At 54.7% G+C, this 23,813-nt stretch carries 29 protein-coding genes and 2 tRNA genes; 1 reads left to right on the forward strand and 30 read right to left on the reverse strand.

The window, feature by feature from the left end:
- Window positions 1-57 precede the first annotated feature (57 nt).
- The 9 genes from BLM14_RS10495 to BLM14_RS10535 form a co-directional block, all read right to left on the reverse strand.
- Window positions 58-1,239 carry an NADH-quinone oxidoreductase subunit E gene (locus BLM14_RS10495; RefSeq protein WP_099999310.1) on the reverse strand — a complete coding sequence of 394 codons (1,182 nt, stop codon included), beginning with the start codon at window positions 1,237-1,239 and terminating at the stop codon, window positions 58-60.
- Complete coding sequence (locus BLM14_RS10500) at window positions 1,239-2,429, reverse strand: NADH-quinone oxidoreductase subunit D (protein WP_099999311.1); 1,191 nt, start codon at window positions 2,427-2,429, stop codon at window positions 1,239-1,241. The genes BLM14_RS10495 and BLM14_RS10500 overlap by 1 nt, the downstream gene beginning before the upstream one ends.
- A gap of 42 nt (window positions 2,430-2,471) precedes the next feature.
- The gene (locus tag BLM14_RS10505; protein ID WP_099999312.1) at window positions 2,472-3,080 is read right to left on the reverse strand and encodes an NADH-quinone oxidoreductase subunit C; all 609 of its coding nucleotides are present in this window, start codon (window positions 3,078-3,080) and stop codon (window positions 2,472-2,474) included.
- Between the two features lie 9 nt (window positions 3,081-3,089).
- On the reverse strand, window positions 3,090-3,671 hold the full coding sequence (locus BLM14_RS10510; RefSeq protein ID WP_099999313.1) for a NuoB/complex I 20 kDa subunit family protein: 582 nt from the start codon (window positions 3,669-3,671) through the stop codon (window positions 3,090-3,092).
- Entirely contained in the window at window positions 3,662-4,027 is a 366-nt protein-coding gene (locus tag BLM14_RS10515; RefSeq protein ID WP_099999314.1) for an NADH-quinone oxidoreductase subunit A, read from the reverse strand. Before BLM14_RS10515 ends, BLM14_RS10510 begins: the two co-directional genes overlap by 10 nt.
- 441 nt (window positions 4,028-4,468) lie before the next feature.
- Complete coding sequence (locus BLM14_RS10520; RefSeq protein WP_099999315.1) at window positions 4,469-5,680, reverse strand: MFS transporter; 1,212 nt, start codon at window positions 5,678-5,680, stop codon at window positions 4,469-4,471.
- A gap of 139 nt (window positions 5,681-5,819) precedes the next feature.
- Window positions 5,820-6,356, reverse strand: a complete 537-nt coding sequence (locus tag BLM14_RS10525) for a GNAT family N-acetyltransferase (protein ID WP_099999316.1) — start codon at window positions 6,354-6,356, stop codon at window positions 5,820-5,822.
- Window positions 6,357-6,362: 6 nt separating this feature from the next.
- On the reverse strand, window positions 6,363-6,938 hold the full coding sequence (locus tag BLM14_RS10530; protein ID WP_099999317.1) for a helix-turn-helix domain-containing protein: 576 nt from the start codon (window positions 6,936-6,938) through the stop codon (window positions 6,363-6,365).
- A 364-nt stretch (window positions 6,939-7,302) separates the two neighbouring features.
- Window positions 7,303-7,379, reverse strand: a tRNA-Asp gene (locus tag BLM14_RS10535).
- A 188-nt stretch (window positions 7,380-7,567) separates the two neighbouring features.
- Here BLM14_RS10535 and BLM14_RS10540 point away from each other — a divergent pair.
- Window positions 7,568-7,643 (forward strand) — tRNA-Val (locus BLM14_RS10540).
- Window positions 7,644-7,742: 99 nt separating this feature from the next.
- Here the strand turns inward: BLM14_RS10540 and BLM14_RS10545 are convergent.
- From BLM14_RS10545 to BLM14_RS10645, 21 genes are all read right to left on the reverse strand, one after another.
- Window positions 7,743-8,468 carry an AbiU2 domain-containing protein gene (locus tag BLM14_RS10545; protein ID WP_133123845.1) on the reverse strand — a complete coding sequence of 242 codons (726 nt, stop codon included), beginning with the start codon at window positions 8,466-8,468 and terminating at the stop codon, window positions 7,743-7,745.
- Between the two features lie 7 nt (window positions 8,469-8,475).
- A complete protein-coding gene (locus BLM14_RS10550) occupies window positions 8,476-8,994 on the reverse strand; it encodes a hypothetical protein (RefSeq protein WP_099999319.1) in 519 nt (172 codons plus the stop codon).
- Window positions 8,995-9,064: 70 nt separating this feature from the next.
- On the reverse strand, window positions 9,065-9,271 hold the full coding sequence (locus tag BLM14_RS10555) for a hypothetical protein (protein WP_099999320.1): 207 nt from the start codon (window positions 9,269-9,271) through the stop codon (window positions 9,065-9,067).
- Window positions 9,272-9,659: 388 nt separating this feature from the next.
- Window positions 9,660-10,415 (reverse strand): reverse transcriptase domain-containing protein, encoded by a 756-nt coding sequence (locus BLM14_RS10565; protein WP_099999322.1) that lies wholly within the window; start codon window positions 10,413-10,415, stop codon window positions 9,660-9,662.
- 586 nt (window positions 10,416-11,001) lie between these two features.
- Entirely contained in the window at window positions 11,002-11,178 is a 177-nt protein-coding gene (locus BLM14_RS31015) for a hypothetical protein (protein WP_157929513.1), read from the reverse strand.
- Between the two features lie 101 nt (window positions 11,179-11,279).
- The gene (locus BLM14_RS10575) at window positions 11,280-11,486 is read right to left on the reverse strand and encodes a hypothetical protein (RefSeq protein ID WP_099999324.1); all 207 of its coding nucleotides are present in this window, start codon (window positions 11,484-11,486) and stop codon (window positions 11,280-11,282) included.
- Between the two features lie 137 nt (window positions 11,487-11,623).
- Entirely contained in the window at window positions 11,624-12,601 is a 978-nt protein-coding gene (locus tag BLM14_RS31415) for a hypothetical protein (protein ID WP_162293148.1), read from the reverse strand.
- 58 nt (window positions 12,602-12,659) lie between these two features.
- Window positions 12,660-15,317: a hypothetical protein gene (locus tag BLM14_RS10585; RefSeq protein ID WP_099999326.1), complete on the reverse strand. Its 2,658-nt coding sequence runs from the start codon at window positions 15,315-15,317 to the stop codon at window positions 12,660-12,662.
- A 10-nt stretch (window positions 15,318-15,327) separates the two neighbouring features.
- Complete coding sequence (locus BLM14_RS10590; protein ID WP_099999327.1) at window positions 15,328-16,959, reverse strand: terminase large subunit; 1,632 nt, start codon at window positions 16,957-16,959, stop codon at window positions 15,328-15,330.
- On the reverse strand, window positions 16,959-17,348 hold the full coding sequence (locus BLM14_RS10595) for a phage terminase small subunit P27 family (protein WP_099999328.1): 390 nt from the start codon (window positions 17,346-17,348) through the stop codon (window positions 16,959-16,961). The genes BLM14_RS10590 and BLM14_RS10595 overlap by 1 nt, the downstream gene beginning before the upstream one ends.
- Window positions 17,345-17,662: a head-tail adaptor protein gene (locus BLM14_RS10600; protein ID WP_099999329.1), complete on the reverse strand. Its 318-nt coding sequence runs from the start codon at window positions 17,660-17,662 to the stop codon at window positions 17,345-17,347. Before BLM14_RS10600 ends, BLM14_RS10595 begins: the two co-directional genes overlap by 4 nt.
- A gap of 2 nt (window positions 17,663-17,664) precedes the next feature.
- Entirely contained in the window at window positions 17,665-18,084 is a 420-nt protein-coding gene (locus BLM14_RS10605) for a DUF3168 domain-containing protein (protein ID WP_099999330.1), read from the reverse strand.
- A complete protein-coding gene (locus tag BLM14_RS10610) occupies window positions 18,081-18,500 on the reverse strand; it encodes an HK97 gp10 family phage protein (protein ID WP_099999331.1) in 420 nt (139 codons plus the stop codon). Before BLM14_RS10610 ends, BLM14_RS10605 begins: the two co-directional genes overlap by 4 nt.
- Window position 18,501: 1 nt before the next feature.
- Window positions 18,502-18,795, reverse strand: coding sequence for a head-tail connector protein (locus BLM14_RS10615; RefSeq protein ID WP_099999332.1), 294 nt, complete (start codon window positions 18,793-18,795; stop codon window positions 18,502-18,504).
- The gene (locus tag BLM14_RS10620) at window positions 18,792-19,415 is read right to left on the reverse strand and encodes a hypothetical protein (protein ID WP_099999333.1); all 624 of its coding nucleotides are present in this window, start codon (window positions 19,413-19,415) and stop codon (window positions 18,792-18,794) included. The genes BLM14_RS10615 and BLM14_RS10620 overlap by 4 nt, the downstream gene beginning before the upstream one ends.
- Window positions 19,412-19,750 (reverse strand): HNH endonuclease, encoded by a 339-nt coding sequence (locus tag BLM14_RS10625; protein ID WP_099999334.1) that lies wholly within the window; start codon window positions 19,748-19,750, stop codon window positions 19,412-19,414. The genes BLM14_RS10620 and BLM14_RS10625 overlap by 4 nt, the downstream gene beginning before the upstream one ends.
- A complete protein-coding gene (locus BLM14_RS10630) occupies window positions 19,750-20,346 on the reverse strand; it encodes a phage tail assembly chaperone (protein ID WP_157929514.1) in 597 nt (198 codons plus the stop codon). The genes BLM14_RS10625 and BLM14_RS10630 overlap by 1 nt, the downstream gene beginning before the upstream one ends.
- Window positions 20,347-20,382: 36 nt before the next feature.
- Window positions 20,383-21,951 carry a phage major capsid protein gene (locus BLM14_RS10635; RefSeq protein ID WP_237143329.1) on the reverse strand — a complete coding sequence of 523 codons (1,569 nt, stop codon included), beginning with the start codon at window positions 21,949-21,951 and terminating at the stop codon, window positions 20,383-20,385.
- On the reverse strand, window positions 21,951-22,346 hold the full coding sequence (locus BLM14_RS10640; RefSeq protein ID WP_099999337.1) for a gene transfer agent family protein: 396 nt from the start codon (window positions 22,344-22,346) through the stop codon (window positions 21,951-21,953). The genes BLM14_RS10635 and BLM14_RS10640 overlap by 1 nt, the downstream gene beginning before the upstream one ends.
- Window positions 22,343-22,519 (reverse strand): hypothetical protein, encoded by a 177-nt coding sequence (locus BLM14_RS31020; protein WP_157929515.1) that lies wholly within the window; start codon window positions 22,517-22,519, stop codon window positions 22,343-22,345. The genes BLM14_RS10640 and BLM14_RS31020 overlap by 4 nt, the downstream gene beginning before the upstream one ends.
- Window positions 22,512-23,759 (reverse strand): phage portal protein, encoded by a 1,248-nt coding sequence (locus tag BLM14_RS10645; RefSeq protein WP_237143330.1) that lies wholly within the window; start codon window positions 23,757-23,759, stop codon window positions 22,512-22,514. Before BLM14_RS10645 ends, BLM14_RS31020 begins: the two co-directional genes overlap by 8 nt.
- Window positions 23,760-23,813 lie beyond the last annotated feature (54 nt).

Genomic DNA, 23,813 nt, shown 5'->3' on the forward strand with positions numbered 1-23,813 from the left:
CCTACTCTCTTCGTCCATTCTTCAGCGGATGCACGATCTGCATCCGCTAATTCATTTTTATCTCGGCTTCTTGCCGAAAACCTTGATGTATTCTGCTTCGCCGCCTTTGGCCAAGGCCTTGGCTTGCTTGACCCAGTCGTCGCGTTCGATGCGGCCCTTGAAGTTCAGGTAGCTATCGACCCACTCACGCTCGGCCTTCTTCCAGGTCGCAACCTGCGCATAGGTATAGATGCCAAGCTCATGCAAAATGATTTCAATCTTCGGGCCAACGCCGGCAATCAATTTGAGATCATCGGTGACAGCTGGCCTCTCGATCGCGGCAGGGCGGTTCTTGTCCTCAAGTGATACGGCCTCGGCCGGTGCCTTGACGGACTGCACCGCCGGCTTTTCGGAAAGCGAACCTTCTGCAATCGGCGGGTTCTTGATGGCCCGCGCAGCTGCTGGCGCCTTGGGAGCTGGCTTCGACGTGGCGTCCTCAGCGGCTTTGGTTGCCTTTACCGTGGACGGCGATTTGATCGCGGCATTGGTCGCCTCATCATGCGTCACCGGCTTGGCGGCATTCGACGGCGGGACGCTTGCGATCGCCGACGCGCCGGTCTTGGCAGCGCGTTTCGGTTTGGCTGCGCCATTGCCCTCGTTCAGCGACGTGAGCTCGCCCTGAGGCGCGGAGAAATGACGATCTATCTGTGGTCCGACAGGAACAGAAGCCCCGTTTCCGGCCTCGAATGCATCGATGATTTCTTCGAGGCGCTCCGGCGTCAGATCCTCGTAGGTGTCCTTGAACACCATGACCATCGGAGCATTAACGCAGGCGCCAAGGCACTCGACCTCTTCCCACGACAGCGTACCCGCCTCGTTGGTATGAAACGGATCGTGATGGATCTTGTGCTGGCAGACCTTCTTCAGATCTTCCGCACCGCGCAGCATACAAGGCGTCGTGCCGCAAACCTGGATGTGGGCGCGGGTACCGACGGGCTTTAGCTGGAACTGTGTATAGAAAGTCGCAACTTCCAGTACGCGGATCATTGGCATATCGAGCATGGTCGCCACATGTTCGATTGCAGCCCTGGTGACCCAGCCGTCCTGCTCCTGGGCGCGCATCAACAACGGAATGACGGCCGACTGCTCGCGGCCCTTGGGATATTTCTTGATAGCAAGTTTCGCCCAAGCGCTGTTTTCGCGATTGAACGCAAACGCTGCTGGCTGGACGTTATCTTCTGCGAGACGGCGGACGGACATTAACGATCAACCTCACCAAAAACGATATCGAGCGAGCCGAGGACGGCGGAGACGTCGGCTAGCATGTGACCACGGCACATGAAGTCCATGGCCTGAAGATGGGCAAACCCCGGCGCGCGCAGTTTGACGCGATAAGGCTTGTTCGACCCGTCGGAAACAAGAAACACGCCGAATTCACCTTTCGGCGCTTCAACGGCTGCATACACTTCACCCGCCGGCACGTGATAGCCTTCGGTATAGAGTTTGAAGTGATGGATCAGCGCTTCCATAGATCGCTTCATCTCGCCACGCTTTGGCGGCACGATCTTGGCGGAGGTGTTGGAAACGGGCCCTATCCGCTCCTTGCCAAGCAACTGGTCGATGCACTGGCGCATGATACGAACGGACTGGCGCATTTCTTCCATGCGGATCAGATACCGATCGTAGCAATCGCCGTTCTTGCCGATCGGAATGTCGAATTCCATTTCCGAATAGCATTCATAGGGCTGCGACTTGCGCAGATCCCATGCGGCACCTGAACCGCGAACCATGACGCCGGAGAAACCCCAGGCCCAGGCATCTTCCAGCTTCACGACGCCGATATCGACATTGCGCTGCTTGAAAATGCGGTTGGGGGTAATCAGATCGTCAAGATTCTTGACCGTTTGCAGGAACGGATCGCACCATTTGCCGATGTCCTCGATCAGCTGGTCCGGCAAATCCTGATGTACACCGCCCGGGCGGAAATAGGCTGCGTGCATGCGGGCGCCGCAGGCGCGCTCATAGAACACCATCAGCTTTTCGCGCTCTTCAAAACCCCAGAGCGGCGGCGTCAGCGCACCGACGTCCATGGCCTGCGTGGTCACGTTCAGCAGATGCGAGAGGATACGGCCAATTTCGGAGAACAGGACACGGATGAGCTGGCCGCGCTTCGGCACTTCGATGCCGAGCAGCCGCTCAACGGCAAGCGCGTAGGCGTGCTCCTGATTCATCGGCGCGACGTAGTCGAGACGGTCGAGATAGGGCACCGCCTGTAGATAGGTCTTGGCCTCCATCAACTTCTCGGTGCCGCGATGCAGCAGGCCGATATGCGGATCAACGCGCTCGACCACCTCACCATCCAGCTCCAGCACAAGGCGCAAAACGCCATGCGCCGCCGGATGTTGCGGGCCGAAGTTAATGTTGAAGTTGCGGACGCTGTGTTCAGTCATGGCTGGCTTCCCGGCAGGGTGCGTAAAGTGTCATCAGCGCTCTCAATTCGCCTTGGCCTTCTCATCGCCCGGCAGCACATAATCCGTGCCTTCCCAGGGGGACTGGAAGTCGAAGTTGCGGAATTCCTGTCTCAATTCAACCGGCTCGTAGACAACCCGCTTGACCTCATCGTCATAGCGAACCTCAACGAAACCGGTAAGCGGAAAGTCCTTGCGCAGCGGATGACCTTCGAAACCGTAGTCGGTGAGGATACGGCGAAGGTCCGGATGACCCGAGAAAAGCACACCGTAAAGATCGTAGGTTTCGCGCTCGTACCAATCGGCGCCGGGATAGACCGGCGTTGCCGACGGCACCGGCGTATCCTCGTCCGTCGCAACCTTGACGCAGATACGCAAATTCTGACGGGGTGACAGAAGATGATAGACAACGTCAAAACGATAAACACGCGACGGATAATCCACGCCGCTGATATCAATCAGCGAGATGAACTGGCACCGCGCATCGTTGCGCAGGAATGTCAGCGTATTGATGAGCTCGCCTGCCGCCACTTCAACGGTCAGTTCGCCATAGGCAATCTCGACGGACTTGAAGGTCAGGCCGGGCTTTTCTTTGAGGTAACTGGAGAGTTCGCTCAATGCTTCTTCAAACATCGCCCTGTCCTATCGCTCAATCGTGCCGGTGCGGCGGATTTTCTTCTGCAACATCAACACGCCATACAAAAGCGCTTCTGCGGTAGGCGGGCAGCCCGGCACATAGATATCGACTGGAACAACACGATCGCAGCCGCGCACCACCGAATAGGAATAATGGTAGTAGCCACCGCCATTGGCACAGGAGCCCATCGAGATCACATAGCGCGGTTCCGGCATCTGGTCATAGACCTTGCGCAGAGCCGGTGCCATCTTGTTGGTGAGCGTGCCAGCCACGATCATGACGTCCGACTGTCGCGGTGAAGCGCGCGGTGCAAAACCAAAGCGCTCGCCGTCATAACGCGGCATGGACGTATGCATCATCTCGACAGCGCAGCAGGCGAGACCGAACGTCATCCACATCAGCGACCCGGTGCGCGCCCAGGTAACCAGCGCATCAGCCGAGGTGACGAGAAATCCCTTGTCAGCGAGCTCGTTGTTGATCTCGCCAAAAAATGCATCGTCGGAACCAATAGGCTTGCCCGTATTCGGATCAAGAATGCCCTTGGGTTTCGGTGCAACGAGGGTGGTTTGGCTAGCGGTCAATCCCATTCCAGCGCTCCCTTTTTCCACTCATAGATAAAGCCGATTGTCAGAACGCCGAGGAAGGCCATCATCGACCAGAAACCGAACCAGCCGATCTTGCCGAAGGAGATTGCCCACGGGAACAGGAAGGCCACTTCAAGATCGAAGATGATAAACAGGATCGAAACGAGATAGAAGCGAACATCGAACTTCATACGGGCATCGTCGAAGGCGTTGAAGCCGCACTCATAGGCCGACAATTTTTCCGGGTCCGGCGCACTGTATGCGACCAAAAAAGGCGCAACCAACAGTGCCAGACCGATTACCAGCGCTACCCCGACAAAGATAACGATGGGCAGGTAGGAACTTAATAGCTCGTTCATGATCCGTCTTTTTCCGCCTTGTGAACTCAGGCTGACAAGAATGCCATGTTATGCACATGACTGCCACCAATACGCGACAGATCGCACCATCTTGGAAGTTGGTCCGATGGGGCGAGGGTTAGCGCGTTAGCGCCATGCGCGCAAGTGCAACAATCGCCGTAAAAATACTCATATTCTGCCGCCATTCCCAAGCGACCTTGCGCAAAAACCGCCAAAATCTGCATTTTTATCCCGTTTTCACGACAAAATGGCCCTGAATTGCTTTTTAGAATGATATTAATCTGCGTTGGGCTTCCGATGGGCTGTAGTTGCGAATATCTGACTGCGACATTCGGTCCTATAAACGATTTAAGCGGGAAAAGATGGACGCCCGCATCGTGGGGGACGGCACCCGCGTCTCAGCTCCGCTCCGCGCCATCCGCCCCATCAAACCAGAGGTATTCAAAGACCAGCAAGAGGCTCGAGGCTGAGCCGCTGGCCCTCTTCAGAAACCAGCCTATCCTGATAAGCCTTGCGGTCCAGCATCAATGACCACAGCGCTATCAAAAGCCCCGCCACAGCGAGCGCTGAGCCGACGTATGGCAGGTTCTGATAGGACACACCCCAGGTAAGTGCTGCGCCGCCAATCCAGGCACCGGACGCATTGCCAACGTTGAAGGCGCCCTGATTGAGCGTTGCCGCCAGGTTTGGCGCTTCATCGGCCGTTTCGACCACGCGCATCTGCAGTGGCGGCACGATGACAAAGGTCAGCATGCCCCAGAGGAATATGACGGTGATGGCTGCGACGGGGACGCCGGTGACTGCAGCGAAAAGCGCGTGAGTTAGCGCGACGGCAACAAGGGTGCCGAGAACTGTTGGCATCAGCTTCCAGTCGGCAAGTTTACCGCCAATGACGTTGCCCACTGTCATGCCCGCGCCAAACAGCAACAAAACCCACGTGACCGCCGATGTGGAAATGCCGGACACATCGGTAAGGATAGGTTTTATATAGGTGAACACGGCAAAGAGGCTGGCCGAGGCCAGCGCCGATATCAGCATGGCGAGCCAGACCTGTAATTTGCCCAGCACCTTTATTTCGCGGAGGATCCCCCCGCCCTTTGCTTCGTCCTTCGCTGCCGGAACAAGCAGGATGATTGCAACGACCGCCGCAACACCAATCGCCACCACCGCGAAGAAAGTGGCGCGCCAGCCATATGCCTCGCCGAGCGCTGTTCCGGCTGGCACCCCCAGAATATTGGCAAGCGTCAGGCCGGCAAACATCAAGGCGATCGCACTGGCGCGCTTGTGACGAGGAACAAGGCCCGCCGCCACGACTGAACCGATCCCAAAAAAGGCGCCATGGCCAAATGCGGTGACAATGCGCGCGATCATCAACATCCAGTAATTGGGTGCAATGGCGCAAAAGAGATTGCCGACAACGAACAGCATGGCCAGCCCGATCAGCACGGGCTTGCGTGGCAGCGATGCGGTGGCAATTGCTATGATCGGCGCACCGATAACCACGCCCAGCGCGTACCCCGTCACCAGCAAGCCTGCGTTTGGAATGGAGACACCCAGATCGGCCGCCACCTCCGGCAACAGGCCCATGATCACGAACTCGGTTGTACCGATGCAGAAGGAAGCTATGGCGAGAGCGAGAATCGGTAAGGGCATGGGAGGCAACCGCGAGTCTTGAGAAAAAACGATGCTGCATACGGTTGCAGAGTTTCACAAATGATTTTTGTGCAATGCAGCAATGCATTTATGATGGGAAAGACGGCTGCGACGACGACAAGTGTTCGGCTTTGTAAGCTCAAAGGGACTTGTACATGACCGTGGTCGAATCGAGACGATCTTCGAACGGGTCGCGGCAATATCCAGGGATAATGCCTGCAGTGTTGTAACCCAAAGATGCATAAAGCGGTTCGGCCTTGTCACCAGTGCGCGTATCCAGCGTGATCAGGCTCCGGCCCAATTGACCCGCAACGCGTTCAAGTTCGGCCATTATCACCTTGGCAATACCCTGTCGCCGGAAGTCGGGGTGCACCAGCAACTTGCGCACCTCCGCCCTATGGGGCTGATTGGGCGGTGTGTCGAAGTCCAATTGGCCCGATCCTGCGATCCTGTCGTTTTTGTACGCGACCAACAGCACACGCTTGCCGAGCCGGACCGCCGGAAGCACATTATTGCTAAAGAACGCGCGACTGTCGTCCACCGAGAACGGCAGCACAAAGCCAATGCTGGCTCCGTCATCGACGCAGGCACGCAGGAGTGCGCCAAGTTCGGACAGGTGGCTTGCGATGTCGTCTGCCGAGAAAATCGAAATGGTGGTTTGTGTATCGTTGCTCATGCTGCCTCACAGGATAAAGAGCACATATCTGGCTTTGGATTGTTCAGGAGTAGCAAAAGCGCTGGGACCAAAAAGCTGGTAACGCAGGCAGTCACCCGGCTGCAGATCAAAGGTTTGCTCGTCGACAGTGACTTGCAACTGCCCCTCGATCAGGAGCAGATGGTGTTCCAGGCCATGCCTTGGCGGATGGTCATATGCAATACGCGTGCCGGCTTCCAGGTCGCACTCAAGAACCTCGGCACCCAGTGTCTTGGCAGGCGGGGACACAGAGCGCCGCCGGAAGCCAATTTCCGCATCAACCCAGACCGGTTGCGCCTTTCGGCGGACAAGCGGAGCAAAATCGTCTTCGACCATGCGCATCAGCCGCGACATGGTCAGACCATAGGATGCGCACAGCTTGCCTAGCACGCTAGCCGTCGGGCTTACCTCAGCGTTCTCGAGCCGGGACAGCGTGGCGCGGCTGACATTGCTGCGCCGTGCAAGTTCGTCCAACGACCAGCCCCGTTCGTTGCGTAGGGACTTGAGACGTTGGGCAATCAGCCGATCAATGGCGGCGGTATCATCTGAGCAAGTGTTTTCCATATACGAGAAATTGTCTCATATATGGAAATGAGTCAAGAGATCAAAGAAGTGGAAGGGGCCGGATTAACACGGCTTACGAGCAGGTAAAATCATTGGCAGTTACGCTTGCCAGGCCAACGATCAACGTCACTCTGAAGTTGAACTGGATAGTTGTGCCCCGCCGACAGCGGAGTTTCATGAATTTGGCATGCGGGCCAGTGAGGAGATTTCATTGAGCCGGATCAAAAATCGGTTGCGACTGCATCTGCACGTCAAGGGCGGCGCATAGCAAAAGGCATCAGATGTATTCTGGAAATGGCGGCAAGTGCGCTGGGCACCACTATTCGCTATATCAAGCACTTAATATAGTTACTTGAGAGAAAAGTGGCGCGAGTGACGGGGCTCGAACCCGCGACCTCCGGCGTGACAGGCCGGCACTCTAACCAACTGAGCTACACCCGCGCACTTTCGTACCGAACTATTTGTCCGGCGTGAGCGGTCGTTTAAGGGGTTCGAGGGGGAGTGTCAAGCACAACCGAACATGAAAAATGCGATTGTGAAAAACTCTTCAAACAAATCATAAAAGTGTCGCATCCCCTCTTGCCATTATCGTTCTAAACGCATAAACGCTCCCCACGCACCCTTGCGAAGGGCGATTAGCTCAGTTGGTAGAGCGCTTCGTTTACACCGAAGATGTCGGGAGTTCGAGTCTCTCATCGCCCACCATTTTTCTCAATAAAATCAACTACTTATGGTGAACGCCCTACCCTGCTGTGTAGCAGTTTTGTGTGTGTTCCATGTGTAGCATGATGAGAGCAACAAGCGTCATCTCTTATCAGTTGCACCCTGCAAAGCCGCCTCCCAGAAGCGATCAGCCTCTTTTCGATGCATTTTTTCGAACTCTTTAAGTGAAGTATCCACCCCCTTCACTGCCAGAATCGCTGCGTTCATAACGTCGCGCGCGGTATCAACCAGCACAAAAAGATTGTCATAGGTGGGAAGCTTTCGATCCGGCACTTTCATAAGGTGATGCGCTATTCGGTAATCACGCAATTGCTTCAATTTCGCGATGGCGTGTCGGCCACGTCCAGTAGTTGATAACGAATGGTATGCCCTAATCGCGCGATCGATCGCTTTCTCACAATCTCGAACATGCATTGATTCCAGCTCCATACTTGCGGGCGTCCAAACGCGAGCACGTTCGATTAAGGCATCCTTACATCGCTTTTGGCGCAAGAGACGAATAAGCAATGGGATAGAGGCAACGTCCCTCTTATTTGGATGAGTGAGCTTCCTGCCTTTATCGAACATTCGCGACACAGTGACTGCGAGGGTCAGCATCATGCTTTGAGCAACGGCATTGTACGTCTCAGCGCCATGATACGGTCTGTCTTTGTCACTGATGACAAAGGCGTTTGCAGCTTCCATCGACGCCTCGATCCAGAGCGCCGACTTCACGTCTTCCTCAAGTCGTGTGGTCATGTCGTTCACGCGGCCAAGGGCTTCGCCTTTGGTGATCCGGACGGGCTTCTTCTTCTGCTTCTTGCACATGACCATCCTAACCGAATACACGGTGCAATAATTGATTGAACAACGGGATTTCAGCCATGAACTTGCTGTAGGCTAGATAGGAACCACCCAATAGGCAAAACGCGGATATCAGGCCAAACCCAATTCCGGCCCAGAATGTGATAGTGATCCATTTGTTGCTGGGGTGATCATAGTCTGGCCATCCATTCCCCGAGTGCAACATAGCCGGATCGACGCGCTCATAAAACGCATAATGCAAAGACCAATTGATCCAAGTGACAAAGCCACACAAGAGCGCAGTCAGTACACCACCAATCGAGCACCAAAAGGTGGACGGCAGTAGCAACATGGAAAGTCGTTCATTACTAGCAATGAACGCTAAAGCTCCACCGTGTATTAAGATCAATGTTGCGATCAACCACTTGCCATAATCACCTTGAAGTTGAAAGGTTACCTTCTTTGCCTCTTGGTATTGTTGATATCGCAACTCGCGCGCCTTCCACTCGAAGGCTTGCTGTAGTTCATGTTGAGATGGTGGCAGTTGCATTGAAGTCTCCTAGCTCACGATTTTGAGAAACGGATTCTCCGGCCCAAGATGCATGGGCCGGAGAAGACTGCTAGAGACCCAGTTCAAACTGTTCCGGTGGTGTGTCGGGGAACCGCTTGCCGGTTTTGACTTCGCTTACACGACCCTGATTGATTTCGAGTCGGGCTGCTATGTCATGCTGCATTACGTTCTGCGCGAGTAATGCCTTGATGCGCGCAGCAATTTTGTCGGTCATCTTGGGAGAATGACGACGAGGCTGTGGACGAAGTGGCTCCATGGGCCTACTTCTCCTTCTCTTGCGGCAGACCGTCTTGCTCGAAAAGAAAGAACGCGTTACCGTCGCTGGTGTTACGGGGAAACGAATAGACGCTTCCTTCTTTCCGAGTGACCCGCTGACGACTGCCAAAGTTGCGATTGCAGGTCATTTCCATTCTGAAGCCGGTTTGCGCGGGAACGCATGCCGGCTTCAGTAGTTCACGTGACGAATCACGCTTCAATCAATCTAACGACTGAAACCGGCATTTTGCTAGTGCTTATCAAGTGTTATCCCACGCTAGACACAGAAAGCCTGCGAAATGATCGATAGCGGGAATCACGATATTTGCGGGTTGGCAAGCAATTTAAAAAGTTGTTTGCGATTCTTTTGAAGCGATTAATCGTTGAGGCTACTTGGCCGCAACGGCGCTGCGCCAATCGGCCGACTCAACGATGGAGCAATATTGTTCGAAGGAGGATATGCTTTGGTCAGTATGTTCCACTGAGTAATATTCATCCTTCCGCGTCTGAAGAACTTCGGAACGCGCGTGTTCAAGGTCGCAGTTAAAGATATCAATCATCGGGGCAGGTTCGCGGGTTTTGTCCGTGTTCAATAAAAAGCCCGAATCTGCCACCGCTTCACAAAGTCCCGCGAACGAGGTTTCCAGCAATGCCTTGTCGGCACCAGAAAGGCAGATGTCGTCCATATAGATAGACCGGGTGATTTGAGGATCGAGATTGCGCAGAAAGATGCCGATCGGTGATAGCGCCACCACCAGAGTAGCAACTATCGGCGATTGCACAAATCCATATGGCACAACGTATCCGCCATCATCATAGGGATTTTTGACCGTTGACCATTTAGCGTAGTACTCGGGTTTGTTGATGCCAATTTCCTTCAAAGCACGTTTGACGCGATTTCTTTTGACACTGTAAAAAAATCGCTCGATATCTACTCGGCAGAAGAACTTGTTGGCTCGATGGTCGTGAAGGGCCTGGATATGAGCGCCTTCCCGAAAGTGATAGTTGAAGTCAGCAAATTGATACGTGTCTTCGATCTTGGTTTTCAGCTTCTTGCCTAATTTACGTCCGAAATCGTTAGGCGCGTAATAGGGCTTGCCGTTCTTCCAATAAGAATACTCGAAGTTCTCGAATTGATGCACCATAGTTGACGACCTTGCTGAACAGATCATATGCAACACTGACAACCTTCAGAAGAAGGAGGCAGAGCTTCAAGACCCGCTCAGCAAGGCGCAAGTGATTCGACTTTTTCTTCATCGAGACACCCTCCATGCTAGACTTCGGCAACCAGCAGCTCTAATCACAAAGAGCAGTCAACTGAAGGAAACTGGTATTCCCGAAGCTGCACATGAGGTGTTCCCGTAGGAATACTCAAGGTCAGCCCGCGAGCGCGGTTATCGCCAAAGTCGCGAAATACATAGGGACAACTTTGAATAATTACAATGGCAGTTGAAGCCTGTTGCGGTTCTCCCATACGGGAAAGACCGCCGGAGCGGTCTTTCATTGTCGTAGCGATCTAATCAGCGACGTTCTAGTCCTTCGCCGGCCATGGGGTGATCATTGAAAGAACAGCTGGGGCTTTGAGGTTAGCCGGCGTGAGTGAAGCCATGTAGGCGCGGTTCATCTTCCGGATCGACCCAAGGATGTTTTCAGACTTCGGCAAGCGCGAAAACTCCTCCGGAGTCAGTTCCTTACCGTTCACAGCGAACTTGATATCAGGCTCCCCGCACATCATGCGAGCGCCTCGTTCAATTCGCCCATGAGCGCCGTCATATCATCACCGTCAGGCGCTTCAGCGCCGAATTGTCTCAATTCGTCGCGAACAATTTCTTTCTCCTCCCAAGAGAGATCATCGAAGCTTTTAGCCTCATTGTATGGGAAGTCTTGGGGTGGGGTTCTATCAGACATATTGCCTCCTAAAGTGTCTGTAGGAGCTGGATTGTCCTACCTTCAAGTTTATAGCGATGACGGGCCGGCGTGCTCCGCGATATTGTGCGACATTTTGACATTCAAAGTTCGCGCGCCGTACTGAGTTTCAGGTTCGCGCGTGGAATGATCGGCGCTTCGCACTCTTCCTTGATATCGTCCGGCCAAATGTCCGCAATCTCGCCGAGGGCAACGACGATATGGCTGCGAGCGTCCAGCATTCCGGACGGTGATGACTGAAGGGCTGCGACAAGGCGCTCGTAGGCTTCGCGGGGTATGTAGTGGCTCATTTGAGTAGCTCCGTTGATGTTGAACGGTGCTTTTATGAGTCATCGCGGAATCGCTGTAAAGCGGATAATTCAATGAAATCAATCAGTTAAATCAACTTTGATTTACTATTTTTGCTAACCCATTGGCCGGACTCGATTTAAGGTGCGACATTCTGTCGAAACTGCTTGTGATCACGCTCTGCAATCTTCCGGAGGTTGTTCGATATGAATGTGACCTTGTTCGTCATGAGCCGTTCGGCTGCATCGTTACCGGCCTTGTTCAGATATGCCGCCCATCCTAAGCCGTCGGTAAGACTCCTAAAGACGCACTGGCGCGATGCAGCCTTTCCGGAGCACTTTCCACCCGCGCGCATAAGAACGCCTTTCAGTGACTCGATATGAGTCTTTGACCGATCTTGCGGCTGAATAGCACCGTGAAGATGCAATACGCCGGAGGGTGAGAATTCCAAGGTGAAGCTGTAGGGAAGCACCTCGTTAAAGGCGTTCGTCATTTCCTTGCCAATGTAGCGCGCAATCTGGTTCGCGGGATCGACGTGGTTCAAGAGCATCCTCTCTCGGGCCGGCGAAAGCTTCAGTGTGAAAGCCAAACCCTCACGCCGTCCAAGAGCTTCGAAACTGGCCGCGAGCTTTTCATGCTGCCAGAGGTGACGCCACTGCTTGACGTAAGGGTCCGGCATTCCGACGACGGCTTGTTCCAGAGCTTTGGTACGCTTGGGTGATCGCGTGACGGGCGAATGAATGCGTCTGGTAGAGGGCGAATAGAAGGGTGAGAGAGGTAGTGTGTGTAGAGGGGTGGTTGGTACTACTACACAAGGTCCGCCGGAAAGCCGCGTAACAGATTGATCAGACTCGCCAATCGGCTGTTTCGCGGCCTTCGATTTTGACACAATATTGGCCGATCGAGCATCGCCGTTTCGCTCTGCGATAATCTCAAGAATGCGACCGTCTAGCAGCGGTGAATTAGGGTAGCGCGGCAGCGGGCCAGATGCGCTTTTTTTCCGCGATTTGTGCGGAATATCGAGGCACCCCATCGAAGTCTTGCTATAATACACTCTAGTCACTCCACGTGATGAAATAGTAAGCCAATGACCCCGTATGTGTCCTTCAACCAGCACGTACGGGGTTTTCTTTGGTTATAGCGTTTGGAAGTCGGCGTGCTTCGCCAATTTCGAATTATCTTCGCAACATGCCGCCGGGGCGGCGCTGATTTTGAAGCTCTTCCGCCAAAATAGCCTTGACCGTAGTCCGGACTTCACGAGCCGTTTGGTTCGCTAGATCGGCGTTTTGCTGGGGTGTGCCGCCGCTCGCGTTGACTGTGACATTAGTTGTCAGGCTGATACCGGGATTGTCGTTGGATGCGCGAGGATGATTGTTGTTCACGCCGGAAAGCTGCGGACGTGGCAACGAAGGCGGCGCGAAGTTCGGCGCTACCAAGCCGCCATCCGCGTAGCCACGGTGCAGGCGCTCAAGGTTCGCAAGGCCAATCCGGCTCACGGCTTTTTGGCTCATGACATATTCGCCGCGATGCACCACGCCAGCCGGTTCATACTTGCCGCCGGGGCCGGTATAACCGCCATCGGCAAATCCAAAGATCGCGCCAAGGATGCCGGTGCCACCTCCGAACAAACCGCCAAGCGGTCCCTCGCCAAGCAAAGCGGCTTGAGCGAGAGCGCTGATCAAAGAGGATAGCAACTGCTGCACGGCCTGTTCTGCTGTCGTCGCGCCGGTAAGAACGCCGGTCAGGACATCAGTGAAGCCTTGCGCGATAAATTGCTGCGCATCCTTCATCTGTTCCATGCGCTCTTGAGATTTGCCGGTCGCATCGTCCAAGCGCTGCGTTTCGGTGATCTTGGCACGAATGCCAGCCAGTTCTTGCGGGGTCAGGGTGATACCGGCGCGGCGCGCTTCTAGTTGGCGCTGATACACGGCCAATTCGATTTGCTGCTGCGATTGCGTCATGCCGGAGATGGATTGCTCGAACTTCGCGAGGTCCAAGCCCTCTTGTACTGACAGATTAAGGCTCTTACGAGCGTCATTCTGCTGCTTGAGCAAGTCGATTTGCTTCTGCTGTGCAGGCGTGTTCTCAAGCTTCTGTGGCGCTGTAGGCGTGCCGGAATAGGCTTCACGGATCGTGGAATCATCAACGCGGCGCAAGCCCTCCCATTCGTTCCGGAGTGCATCGGGATCGTTGCCGCGACGGCGCATCAGCGCGCGCGCAATTTCGTCCTGGGTGTTCTCATCAAACATGCGGTCGCCGGTCAAACCAAGCTGACTCATCATGTCTCGTAGCGTGCCGCTGGTGATCTGGTAGCGACCTAGCGCGGATGATCCTTTCCCATTGCCGTAAAGCGCACGGTTCTCAGGCGTCCGCATACTGTCTTGCAAGGCGAGGATTTCAGTAAGCGTCATGCTGGTGAGATTGCGTGCGCCGCCTGTCCACCGGCCATAATCGAGAGTCTCATTATATCCGCGACCTTTATCAGTGCCTTCCGCCGCGCCGATAAGGGAAAGCATATCCTTATGACTGCCGAACGTCGCGGCGGTCTTGGCGCGGTTCGCGGTGTCGGTTGCCGCGCGAACTTCCGACATTGTGCGCGCGTTCTTGACGGCCTCCCGATAAGCGGTATCGATCGCATCATTCTGTGCAAGCGTATCGAGCTCGGCTTTCAATTCCGGAATGAATTTCTTGAGGTCGGCAAGGGCAGTTTTGAAATTGGTTGCCGCTGTTACATTGCCATTGAAACCGCTGGAGAGCGAACGGGATGCATCCGATAGCGAACGCATTGCCGTTTCCATATCAACGGTGCCATTCTGAAGCTGCCTGATTTCGCGGTCGAGCGCTTCCACGTCCTGCCGAAGCTTCGGCAATTGAAGCATGCGGCCTTTTTCGCCGGTTGCTTCAATAGTTGCGATGGACTCAAGCAGCTTCCTCCGTCGCTCCAAAGCACGCTCAAGCGTCGCTTCGTCGGACAAGAAATTGTCCCGGGCGGATGCGACATAGCCATCGCCTTTCAATTTGCTGATCGTGAGGATGATCTTTTCGGCATAGCTCACGGAATCAATAGCGGCCTTTTTCGCATAGACGCGAACGTTCTGCCAAAGCGTCTCGAATTCTGCATCGATCTTCTTGGCCGCTTCGATCTGCTCATTGCTAAATGTCGCGGCCTCACTACGAAGCTTCCGAATCTGCTCAACAGAAAGTCCTAGCACCTTGGCAAGCTGTTCCGCGCCGGTTCCTCCGAACACTTCATCCAATACGCGCGTTTGTCCGGCGCTATCCAATTGCTGAAGCTTGCCGATAATCTCATCAAGGAAGCGGTTAGGATCACGCAACCGCTCGGCAACGTCAGCGGCGGAATAGCCAAGGCGCTTAAATGCGTCTTCCGCCGAACCCTTGCCGGTCTTGGCAAATTCATCGCCGCGAATATTGAGTTCCTTCAAGGCGTCGGTAACGCCGTCAATGGTCGCGCCGGTCGCCTTGGCGACGTATGACCATTGCTGCCAGACCTGCGACGGCACGCCAGCTTTTCGGGCCTCGCGGTCCACTTCCGCGATGCTGCCGGCAATCTGGGTTACAGCGGTTGCGGTTGCGGCGATAGCTGCCGTTGCAATTCCTCCAGCCATGAACGGCTTGAACAGGTTTTCCAGTCGCTTGTTAATGCCGTTACCGGCATCAGCCATGGTCTTTTCGATGCGTTGCGCGTTCTGTTTCGCTCGAGCTTCCAACTTGTCAAACGATTGACCGCCGGCCTTCAGGGCTTGCGCCATGTCGCGCTCGAATTTCTTCGGGCTTGCCTCTAGGGAAACAATTAGTCTTTCTTCATCAGCCATAGCTATTCCTTCACGCCGCGCTCATCAGGCGGTCAAACTCTTCGGGGTCTAGATCGTGGATCGATCCAGTTGTTTCGGCGTTGCAAGCGCGGCTCACGGCCATAGCGGCGGCAACAGCGCCATCAATGCGATTATTGTTCGCGGCCTTGTGCATCCGGACTAAGCCGGTATCTCCGCGCGACGCGACTACGCTATCGAAGTGATGTCGTAGAACCGGATGGCCGTTATGCCGGATCTTGAAACCGTTCACAGTACGTTCAAGATCACCGATAGCCGGGGCCATGGTGAGCGGGCCTTGACGCATTGCGAATGCCGGCAAGCCTTCATCAACAAGGTGCTGCATAACGCGCTGCGCTAGGTGCGGATCGAATGCGATTTCCTGCACATTAAAGTCCGCACAAAGCTCGCGAATTTTATCTTCAACGATTTCCGGCTCAATGATCGGGCCATCAATGGCGGTGATCAATTCGCCATCCTTCCAAGCGACATACGGCACGTTATCCTTCGCCGCGCGCGCCTCTAGGTCATCGCCGGGAACGAAAAACCAAGGGTGCACCATGATCCGGCCATCGTCATACCGCCAAGCCGCAACTACGGCGGTCAAATCGCCGTTCCTCGAAAGATCGACGCCAAGATAGCAAGGCAATTCGCCAAGTTCCGTTGGAAATTCGTCAAGGTCTAGATCGATCTTTCCTTGATCGTAGACGTTCATGTCGAAGAGCGGATCACGGCTACTAGCCTGCCAAACGTTCAATTTAAACTGTTTGAATTCGTAGCGGGCTTTAGGCCGGTGTTCGGATTGCCGCGCCGCCTCACGCATTCCGTTAATATCAGGGAAGCCGTAAGCGAGGCCGGGATTGACGCGGTGCCAAAGGACCTCATCCCGCCAATCGTCCTTTTCAGCGGCTTCAAAGATGATCGGAAGGTAACTCTCGTCTTCAACTTCGCCGGTCGCAACCTTCCGGGCATATTCGTATTCTTCAAAACCAAGCGTGCCTTGTCCGCGTCCGGCGGTCGTGGCGATCACCATTAGCGTGTTGCTGATCTTTGCCATGCCGGAACTAAGTGCTTCGTATAGGTCGCGCTTTTTCCAGTTGTGAATTTCATCAATGAGTACGAATGAGGGCGTCCTACCGTGCTGAGCCGCGCCGTCGCTGGAGACGGCCTGCAAAACTACGCGCTGCTTCTTGTAGGTGATCCGCTTCGCGCCGTTCGTGGCGTCATTGATCCGCGTTGCGTCGATCAATCGCTTATCCATTCGGACGATATTAGCGGCCTCGTTGAAACCTACGCCAGCTTGCTCGCGATCGTTTGCAGCAAAGATCACCTGTCCAGCCGGGATATGCTCGGGGCCAATGGTGTGCAAAAGCGACAAGGCGGCGGCAAGACTGGTTTTGCGATTGCCACGCGGAATCATGAAGAAAACTTTGGTGACGATGCGCCGGCCATCCGGATGACGCGGACCATAGATCGCTCTGACAATCCGTTCCTGCCATGGGTAAAGCTGGAAAGCGGACTTCGATGCGGTGCTATTCGGATGCTTCAGGCGGCGCAGAAATTCAACAGCGCGCTCGCCATACCCCAAAGGGTCGGCGATTGGTGTGCCGTCAAAAAGCCATTCCGGATAGCTGTTTCTGGTCATTACGCGACTTCCAAGGGGTTATCGTCGTCTTCATCTTCGGTCTGTCCCTGTACGCGTGCGCGTGACGTTGGCGACAAGCCATATTCCGCTGCAAGCTGTCGGGCGGTCTGCATTGCGCGGTTCTGCATTCCGAAGAGAACTTTGTCAGGTGGGCCGCCGGTTGCCCGAAACAGGTCTTCAATTTCGCGGATATGACCACGCGCAACGCAAAAATCTTCGATGCCGCCAAGATCGGCTTTCGTAATGATCCGGTCTTCGATCAGGCGCGGCATTACGCGCTTCCATTCCGACTTTGCGTAAGTGGTGAAATACTTCGGTGCCGGTGGTGCTTTGGTGAGCGGATCGCGGTCGCGTGTAAGCGCCGGCTTCACGCCGCGTAAGTGCGTCATGTCGAGGCCGTTGCTTTCAGGATAAGGCCGCGCCGTCTGCCAATCTCCGTAATCTCTTTCAGGTCGTAGGGCGTTCCGGAATAGGAAACGCGGTCGGCTGTCGTGAGGCCGGCAAAGTAGTGCATATGGAAAAGGGTCGTGCCGCTTTCCTCTTCACCGAAGCCGGTCAAAAGCTCCGTCGCGGACTTCTGAATAAGGGCGGCGCGAACCGTGGCGAGGGGTTGCCATTGCTCTTTGACCGAACCGGATGGTTGCACCACTTTGGTAAGGCGTTCGAGAATGATAACGCGGTCGAAATTGCCGGGACGGGTCATGATTATTCCTTCCACCGAATGACGGCTTCAAGGCTCAGAACGCCGTGCGTGTAATCCTTCGTCGGGTCCGGGTCTTTCATCCAGCGAACAGACGATTTTTGTAGTTCATCGATAGCGAAGGCCTCCGGATTTGGGATATCGCGCAACGCATTCATGACGGCAAATCCGATAGATTTAGCCGTATCCTCGCCGTTTTCGATAGCCCAGATATGAGCGTCAACGAACACGCGAGCCTGATATTGACTGCCGGCGGCATATCCCAGGAATTGCGTTTGAACGTCCGCAAGCATGATGCAAGGGAAGTTAGCGGGTCGTGTCGATCCGGCTAAGATCGATGACGCGGAAACAAGGGCCGTCACGTTGATGTCGTTGATTAGACGCGTGCGGATGGCAGTGCGGAAAGCTAGAGAAGGCTCAATCATGGCTGTTTCCAAACGTCTTTGATGGCCTTGCGACCGGCGCGACTACGGCGGTTTTCCATGCGCTTCCGGAGAAGCTTCAAGGCAATCCAGAAAAACGGCTGTGCTTCGGCTTCTTTGGTGCCGTATTCGACAAGGTGGGCGTAACGAACGCCGCTATCTCCGGCGGTGACAAGCACTTCCAAGGGGCCGGCAACGCGTGAACCTCCCGGCTGGGAATATGCCGGGGTTGCTTGGTTCGGGCCGGTTACAGCAATCGATTCCTTCAACGCGCCAGTATCCTCAGGCGCAATTCGCTTCTGAAGGTTCGCTAATTCAGTCGCGGACTTCTCATTTGCAGGCACTACGGCCTTCACATAGGCCTCCGGCATACGCATGATCTTGGCTTCCAGCCGGTTGAATTGTGCTGATTTCGCCATTCTAGAATACCCATTCACGATAGGGCCGGATCATATCCAGCAAGCCGAAGGGCAATTCGTTGGCGCTATCGCCAATAAGTACAGCGAAACGGTTCTCATGAAGGTGTGCTGCAAGCTGCAAGACGCCTTCCGTAAGGTCTGCCGGCATAGGTTCGAAGCTGGAGAGAGGCTTACCCAGAAAATTCTCAATCCAAGCTTCGGCGGCGTTCAACTTGTGCTGAAGCAAGTCCGGATCGGCGTCAATTCCCATCAAATCAAGCTGCGCCGCAAGCAGGGAAACAGGTGTAATGCTCATTGTGATTTTGCCTTTTCAGAAAAAGTTATTTCGGGAGTCTCTTGTAAAGTGCTCCCCGCGCCGGTCCCCTGAGAGGCCGGAAAATTGGAGACTACCCCCGGTGCGGTGTTATCGTTCGCATTTGCTGGTTTGCGAACGCCCATAGCGATTGCTTCGACTGGCGAATGACCGCTGTTCATTCGACGATAGATCGTCGCGGTTTGAACACCTAGCTGTTCCGCCCACTCACGGATGGTGAGTGATTGACCGTTGTAGGTGATCCTTTGAGCCACACGGTTCGGTAAACGTTCGCTACCAGCTTTAATTGCTGCTTCGTATGATCCAAGTCTCTTCTTTCGAGCGAGCAACGCGGAAGACGTTAGTCCCAAATGCCGAGCCCACATATCAATGGACATGGTGAGACCATTGACAGTGTATTGTCTCGCGGGCCTCCCAAAGACCCCAAGCGAGTTCTTAATGTTGGAACTGAAGTTCCCGGCAGGCGCTTTGCCATGAATGAATTTTAGAACGCGGTTGCGTTCGGCCTCGCGCTTTGCCTTTGCATATGCAAGTGCGCGTTGAAGTGCATCTGCACTGTCACGTTCGAATTCTTCCCGGTCGATACGTTGGGCGGGTGTCATGCCTTGGCCCTCTCTTCCCGCTGCTTGTGCCGGTTGTGACAAGGCAGGCAGAGCGGTTGCCAGTTGGCGCGGTTCCAGAAAAGGCGCTGATTGCCCTTATGCGGCTGGATATGATCGACGCATTGCGCGGGCGCGCCGCACCTGCAAATGGGGTGATGCCGGAGATATTCGGCGCGGGCTTTCTGCCACTCATTATTATAGCCGCGTTCGCGTGCGCTCGGGCGCGTTAGATCGAAACGGGCTTTACGCTCGCGATCCTGCTTGGCTTGGCAGGTGCAGCGAACGCCGTGCGCGACGATCTTACCGCATGAGCAAAGATGGGGCGGTCGGGCCATTATTTGACCCTCGCAACGCTGCCGTGCTTGGCGCGAAGCTTTGCAATCCCGGCGCTCACTTCCTCCGGAGAGATTTCCTCAAGCGGATCGTAAGGCGCCGACGGCTTGTCGGCTGTGTCGCTGCCACTGTGGATATTGTGAAGCAATTCGATGTGTGCATCACGAGCAAGCATGATTTCAGCCGGCGTGCTGTTCCACACTGTTTCAGGCGTCCAATGAAGCCAGCCGGTTGCATGTGCAAAAAGCTGGTTAAAGCGCTCTTCAAGCGACAATTCAGGGCCGGACGTGGTTACGGTCGATTTGGATTTCATGGGTTTGGGTTCATGATTGAGGCCGAATGACAGGATCAGAAACTCGTAAAGTGCAGGGGCCAGGTTCTCGATTACCTGAGCGCCGTCGCGTTCGATCATGTCATTGAGAAATTCGCGTACTGCAATTTCATCTGTCGAACCAAGCGCGGCGATATCATAGACAATCCCTAAATTGCAGTCGAAAACGCCGCGCGCGAGTTTGTCATAACCGTGCTTCTGTTCAAGAATATATGCGGCTCGCAACGAAGGGCGCAATTCAATGCGCCGGTCGTCATGTGCGAGCATGATAGCTTCTGATACGAGCCGCATATTCGTGGTTACTTACGCGGCGATCTTCAATTTGATGAACCGGTCAGGATGCGTCACGTCTGCACCCACGCGCTTGCGGGCGTGGAAACGAACCTGTCCCTTACCAGCGAGCGTATAAGGGTCGCGAAGTGTCGAAAGACCTACGCGGTCAACAATGCGATAGCCGGACAAGTCACCGAACAGGATCGGATACTTGCCAGCGCCGATATCATCCATATCCGGCATTTCAACGATAGGACGGCCAAGCAGGGTAGAAACGCCGCCTGCGGTGATCGGATCAAGTACAAGGTAGCGGCCTGTTCCGTCTTTCCACTGGCGGATTGTGCCAAGCGTGTTGCGGTTCATCAGCCAAACACCGTTCTGCGCGTGTGTCGTGGCGATCTGGTGATACATCGCAATAATCACGTCAGCCGGATTGCTTGTTGGAAATGACGCGGCAACGCCGGTCTTAATTTCCTTTAGGCCAGTAGCAGACATGATGCCTTTTGGCTGGCCAACGCCGGAGCCTTTGACGAACGCGAGGCCTTCGGTCTTGCCGAAAGATTCCGCGTAGTCAGCCAGAAGTTCGCCTTCAAGGCCGTAAGCGTTATCTTCAAGCAACTGATTGGAAACGTCGGTGAATGTTGCCAGTTCGAAAGGCGTGAGCGAAACCTGTTCAAAGGTCATGCCGCTTTCGGTGCGATCTTCGGTTTCACCTACCCACGTTGCCGCGGTGCCGCTGACGCGGCGAGGATACTTAATCGACTCTGACGAAATGCTGATAACGCGAGCATAGCTGCGGATCGGAGAATATTCGTTCAAGAGCTTGATAAGCTCGCTGCCGAATTCTTCCGGTGCCAGATAGCCGCCGTTTGCATCGGTCGATACGGTGAGCGCCTTCACCTCTTCAGGCGATGCGCGTTCAATGCCGCGCCGGAGATACGACACAAACGCCTTGCGTTCGGAGTTGTCATTTTCTGCGGTCGGATGATTGTTATTGTCAGCCTTCGGGCGGTTACTCTTGGCCTCCAGCTTGTCCAGACGCGCCTTCATTGCGTCGAACGCCTTCAGATCGATGACCGGAGCGGCCTTGTCTTCAGTCTCAACTTTCATTTCGTTTTCCATATTCAGGTTACTTTCATTGTTTGGGGTTGCCGTGCCATCGGCGGCTTTGACAGAAGTGATTTGTGCGGCCGGATGGCACGGAACCGCGACAACTGAAATTTCGTGAAGTTCGGCGGCGGTGATCGTGCGTCCGCCGCCTTTGCGCGATGTTGCTTTCTTGGTCATGAAGCCGATTGAAAGGCCGGTTGCGGCATTGGCCTTGATCATGGCGCGCACTTCATTGGCGCGGACTACCTGATCGATCAGAAGGCGACCTTTGACGATAAGGCCTTGCGCCGTTTCGGTGATGCTGTTCCAAGTGCCGATCACCTGAGAATGATCATGTGCAAATAGCATTGGCAGATTTGCCGGCGTGGTGATTGCACCTTTGGTGATCATGTCGCCTACGCGGTCGGCTTGATCAAAAATCCATGCGGTGCCGGTAACTTCTCCGGCGTCGTCAATGGTAATGGCGGCTTTGGTTTCGAGAAAATCCATTATGCGGGAACCTGTACTAATGCGTCATCGATGGCGCTTTCGGCGCTCACTTCGGTTTGTCCAATTTCGTCCTGGGGGATTGTTGCCGGAGCTTCCTTGCGACCGGTCCAAACGTTTTCGAGCAACGTGAAGGCGAGAGGAATTAGCTCTTCAATCGGCGTCGGCTTGGCGTAGGTCTCGATAAGGCTATGCGCTTCACTAGGGGAAGTGCCGCCGCCGATCAGGCCTAGCCGGATCGTTTCGAGAAGATCAGCGAAATGAAATTCGAAGGCGAAAACGCGCTTGTAGAATGCGCCAATGCCTACGCCGGTCTTTCGCTCAAGTTCGAAAACCATTTCAGGCGTGAGTGTGAACGCATGTTCAGCGTCACCGAAGAAAGCGACATGCTTATTCATTTCGCGGCTTCCTCAACTAGAAAAGCTTCCTCCGGAATGTCGTCAAAGAATTCCTCAACGGCGTCTATTAGCACTTTGCGAAGCTTCGGCTTGAAGGCCTCAAGCGCGTCTGCGAGCGTCTTTTCGAAGGCGGCTTGATCGAACTTCAGGACAATGGTTTCGCGGTCACGCATTAGGGGTCGATTCCTTGATAGGGGCCGGAAGGGCCGGCGTAGGGTTGATGTGCGGATTTGCCAGTTCGTCGCCGCCTTCCATGGCCGGAAGGTTCATTGCGGCGCGGGCTTCGTTCGGCGTCATGACGCGAGCGGCGATCAACTTGCTAAAGTTGTCGGCGCGTGCGGCGCTGTCGGCCCGCATAAGATCGTCAATGACGAACTCGCAAAAATATTCGTCCCGCTCTTCATCATTGAACAGAACGAGATTGTACGCGTCCTGCCATCGGTCTAACCAAGGTCGGAGACACAGTTGAAGGAAGCTTGCTCCCATCTGTTCGGCGTTTGACCATGTGGCGCGGGATAGTTCGAAAAGCATGTGCGGCGGAATGCCAAAAGCGCGGGCAATCTCGCGGATTTGTTCGGTGCGCATTTCAGCGAATTGCGCGTCTGTCGAACTCAAGGCCAATTGCTGATATTTATAGCCGCCGTCCAAAATGAGCGGATCGCCGTTGTGACCGTTCGCGAACGCTTTGCGCCACCCGGAAAGAATGTTGCGGATTGCATTGGTGCCGGCTTCATTAGCGGGCGTCGTGGTTTCCTTGTAGAGCATCGCCGCAGGACGTGCGCCACCTGCGAACAATTGCGCGGCGTGCTTCTCTAGGACAATTGCAAGAGCAATAGCTTCGCGAGCACTTCTAACCGGGGCAATGTCACCGAAGGCCGGAATGTGCAGAATATCGGAATAGTGATAACGGGTTTGGGTTTTACCCTTCACCTTGCCGGAATGGAAATAAGGCTCGCCGGTATCCTGATCGATGACGATTTGAAGTGTTCCCGGCAAGAAACGGGTTAGTTCAAAGGCGTTGCCATTGACGCGGTTCACATAGGCAAAGCCATAGCCGTAGGTGAGCGCGTCGGCTGTTAGCTGCTCGCGGAGCTTCCCGGCTGAGGTCCAGTCATTCGCGAAACGGTGAACCAGCTTATAGGCCGGATGATCGTTCGCTTCTTCCTTACCGTCATCGGTCTTGCGATAGACCTTGCAGGGAAGCGAACCAGTATTTTCTGAGATAATGCGGACGGCCTGAAGAACTGCTGGAACATGCAACGCTGAAATGGGTCCGACTGAAGGTCCGGCTGTGGTAGGGCCGGAACCAAATAGAGCGAAGGCTTCAGCACTATTGAGGGGAAAAGCTTTCTGTTCAAACGAGGGCTGCGAACCAAGGCCAAAGAGGCCGCTTAATCTAGACTTTACTGACACAAAACATTCCTTAGCGCATCACATAAGAATATTGTCTCATGCGCTAGGAATCTA

Origin of the sequence: Phyllobacterium zundukense (assembly GCF_002764115.1) — a bacterium.
GTDB lineage: Bacteria > Pseudomonadota > Alphaproteobacteria > Rhizobiales > Rhizobiaceae > Phyllobacterium > Phyllobacterium zundukense.

Coding starts and splice junctions, on each gene's coding strand:
- BLM14_RS10610 (WP_099999331.1), bottom strand. CDS start 18,500: ATGGCGAAATCAGCACAATTCAACCGGCTGGAAGCCAAGATCATGCGT.
- BLM14_RS10635 (WP_237143329.1), bottom strand. CDS start 21,951: ATGGATTTTCTCGAAACCAAAGCCGCCATTACCATTGACGACGCCGGA.
- BLM14_RS10550 (WP_099999319.1), bottom strand. CDS start 8,994: ATGCAACTGCCACCATCTCAACATGAACTACAGCAAGCCTTCGAGTGG.
- BLM14_RS10585 (WP_099999326.1), bottom strand. CDS start 15,317: ATGGCTGATGAAGAAAGACTAATTGTTTCCCTAGAGGCAAGCCCGAAG.
- BLM14_RS10595 (WP_099999328.1), bottom strand. CDS start 17,348: ATGACGCACTTACGCGGCGTGAAGCCGGCGCTTACACGCGACCGCGAT.
- BLM14_RS10620 (WP_099999333.1), bottom strand. CDS start 19,415: ATGACACCCGCCCAACGTATCGACCGGGAAGAATTCGAACGTGACAGT.
- BLM14_RS10530 (WP_099999317.1), bottom strand. CDS start 6,938: ATGGAAAACACTTGCTCAGATGATACCGCCGCCATTGATCGGCTGATT.
- BLM14_RS10605 (WP_099999330.1), bottom strand. CDS start 18,084: ATGATTGAGCCTTCTCTAGCTTTCCGCACTGCCATCCGCACGCGTCTA.
- BLM14_RS10500 (WP_099999311.1), bottom strand. CDS start 2,429: ATGACTGAACACAGCGTCCGCAACTTCAACATTAACTTCGGCCCGCAA.
- BLM14_RS10495 (WP_099999310.1), bottom strand. CDS start 1,239: ATGTCCGTCCGCCGTCTCGCAGAAGATAACGTCCAGCCAGCAGCGTTT.
- BLM14_RS31020 (WP_157929515.1), bottom strand. CDS start 22,519: ATGCGTGACCGCGAAACCATTGTCCTGAAGTTCGATCAAGCCGCCTTC.
- BLM14_RS10630 (WP_157929514.1), bottom strand. CDS start 20,346: ATGCTCGCACATGACGACCGGCGCATTGAATTGCGCCCTTCGTTGCGA.
- BLM14_RS10545 (WP_133123845.1), bottom strand. CDS start 8,468: ATGTGCAAGAAGCAGAAGAAGAAGCCCGTCCGGATCACCAAAGGCGAA.
- BLM14_RS10590 (WP_099999327.1), bottom strand. CDS start 16,959: ATGACCAGAAACAGCTATCCGGAATGGCTTTTTGACGGCACACCAATC.
- BLM14_RS10505 (WP_099999312.1), bottom strand. CDS start 3,080: ATGTTTGAAGAAGCATTGAGCGAACTCTCCAGTTACCTCAAAGAAAAG.
- BLM14_RS10565 (WP_099999322.1), bottom strand. CDS start 10,415: ATGGTGCATCAATTCGAGAACTTCGAGTATTCTTATTGGAAGAACGGC.
- BLM14_RS10575 (WP_099999324.1), bottom strand. CDS start 11,486: ATGAGCCACTACATACCCCGCGAAGCCTACGAGCGCCTTGTCGCAGCC.
- BLM14_RS10525 (WP_099999316.1), bottom strand. CDS start 6,356: ATGAGCAACGATACACAAACCACCATTTCGATTTTCTCGGCAGACGAC.
- BLM14_RS10555 (WP_099999320.1), bottom strand. CDS start 9,271: ATGGAGCCACTTCGTCCACAGCCTCGTCGTCATTCTCCCAAGATGACC.
- BLM14_RS10625 (WP_099999334.1), bottom strand. CDS start 19,750: ATGGCCCGACCGCCCCATCTTTGCTCATGCGGTAAGATCGTCGCGCAC.
- BLM14_RS10510 (WP_099999313.1), bottom strand. CDS start 3,671: ATGGGATTGACCGCTAGCCAAACCACCCTCGTTGCACCGAAACCCAAG.
- BLM14_RS10615 (WP_099999332.1), bottom strand. CDS start 18,795: ATGAGCATTACACCTGTTTCCCTGCTTGCGGCGCAGCTTGATTTGATG.
- BLM14_RS10515 (WP_099999314.1), bottom strand. CDS start 4,027: ATGAACGAGCTATTAAGTTCCTACCTGCCCATCGTTATCTTTGTCGGG.
- BLM14_RS31015 (WP_157929513.1), bottom strand. CDS start 11,178: ATGTCTGATAGAACCCCACCCCAAGACTTCCCATACAATGAGGCTAAA.
- BLM14_RS10640 (WP_099999337.1), bottom strand. CDS start 22,346: ATGAATAAGCATGTCGCTTTCTTCGGTGACGCTGAACATGCGTTCACA.
- BLM14_RS10600 (WP_099999329.1), bottom strand. CDS start 17,662: ATGACCCGTCCCGGCAATTTCGACCGCGTTATCATTCTCGAACGCCTT.
- BLM14_RS10520 (WP_099999315.1), bottom strand. CDS start 5,680: ATGCCCTTACCGATTCTCGCTCTCGCCATAGCTTCCTTCTGCATCGGT.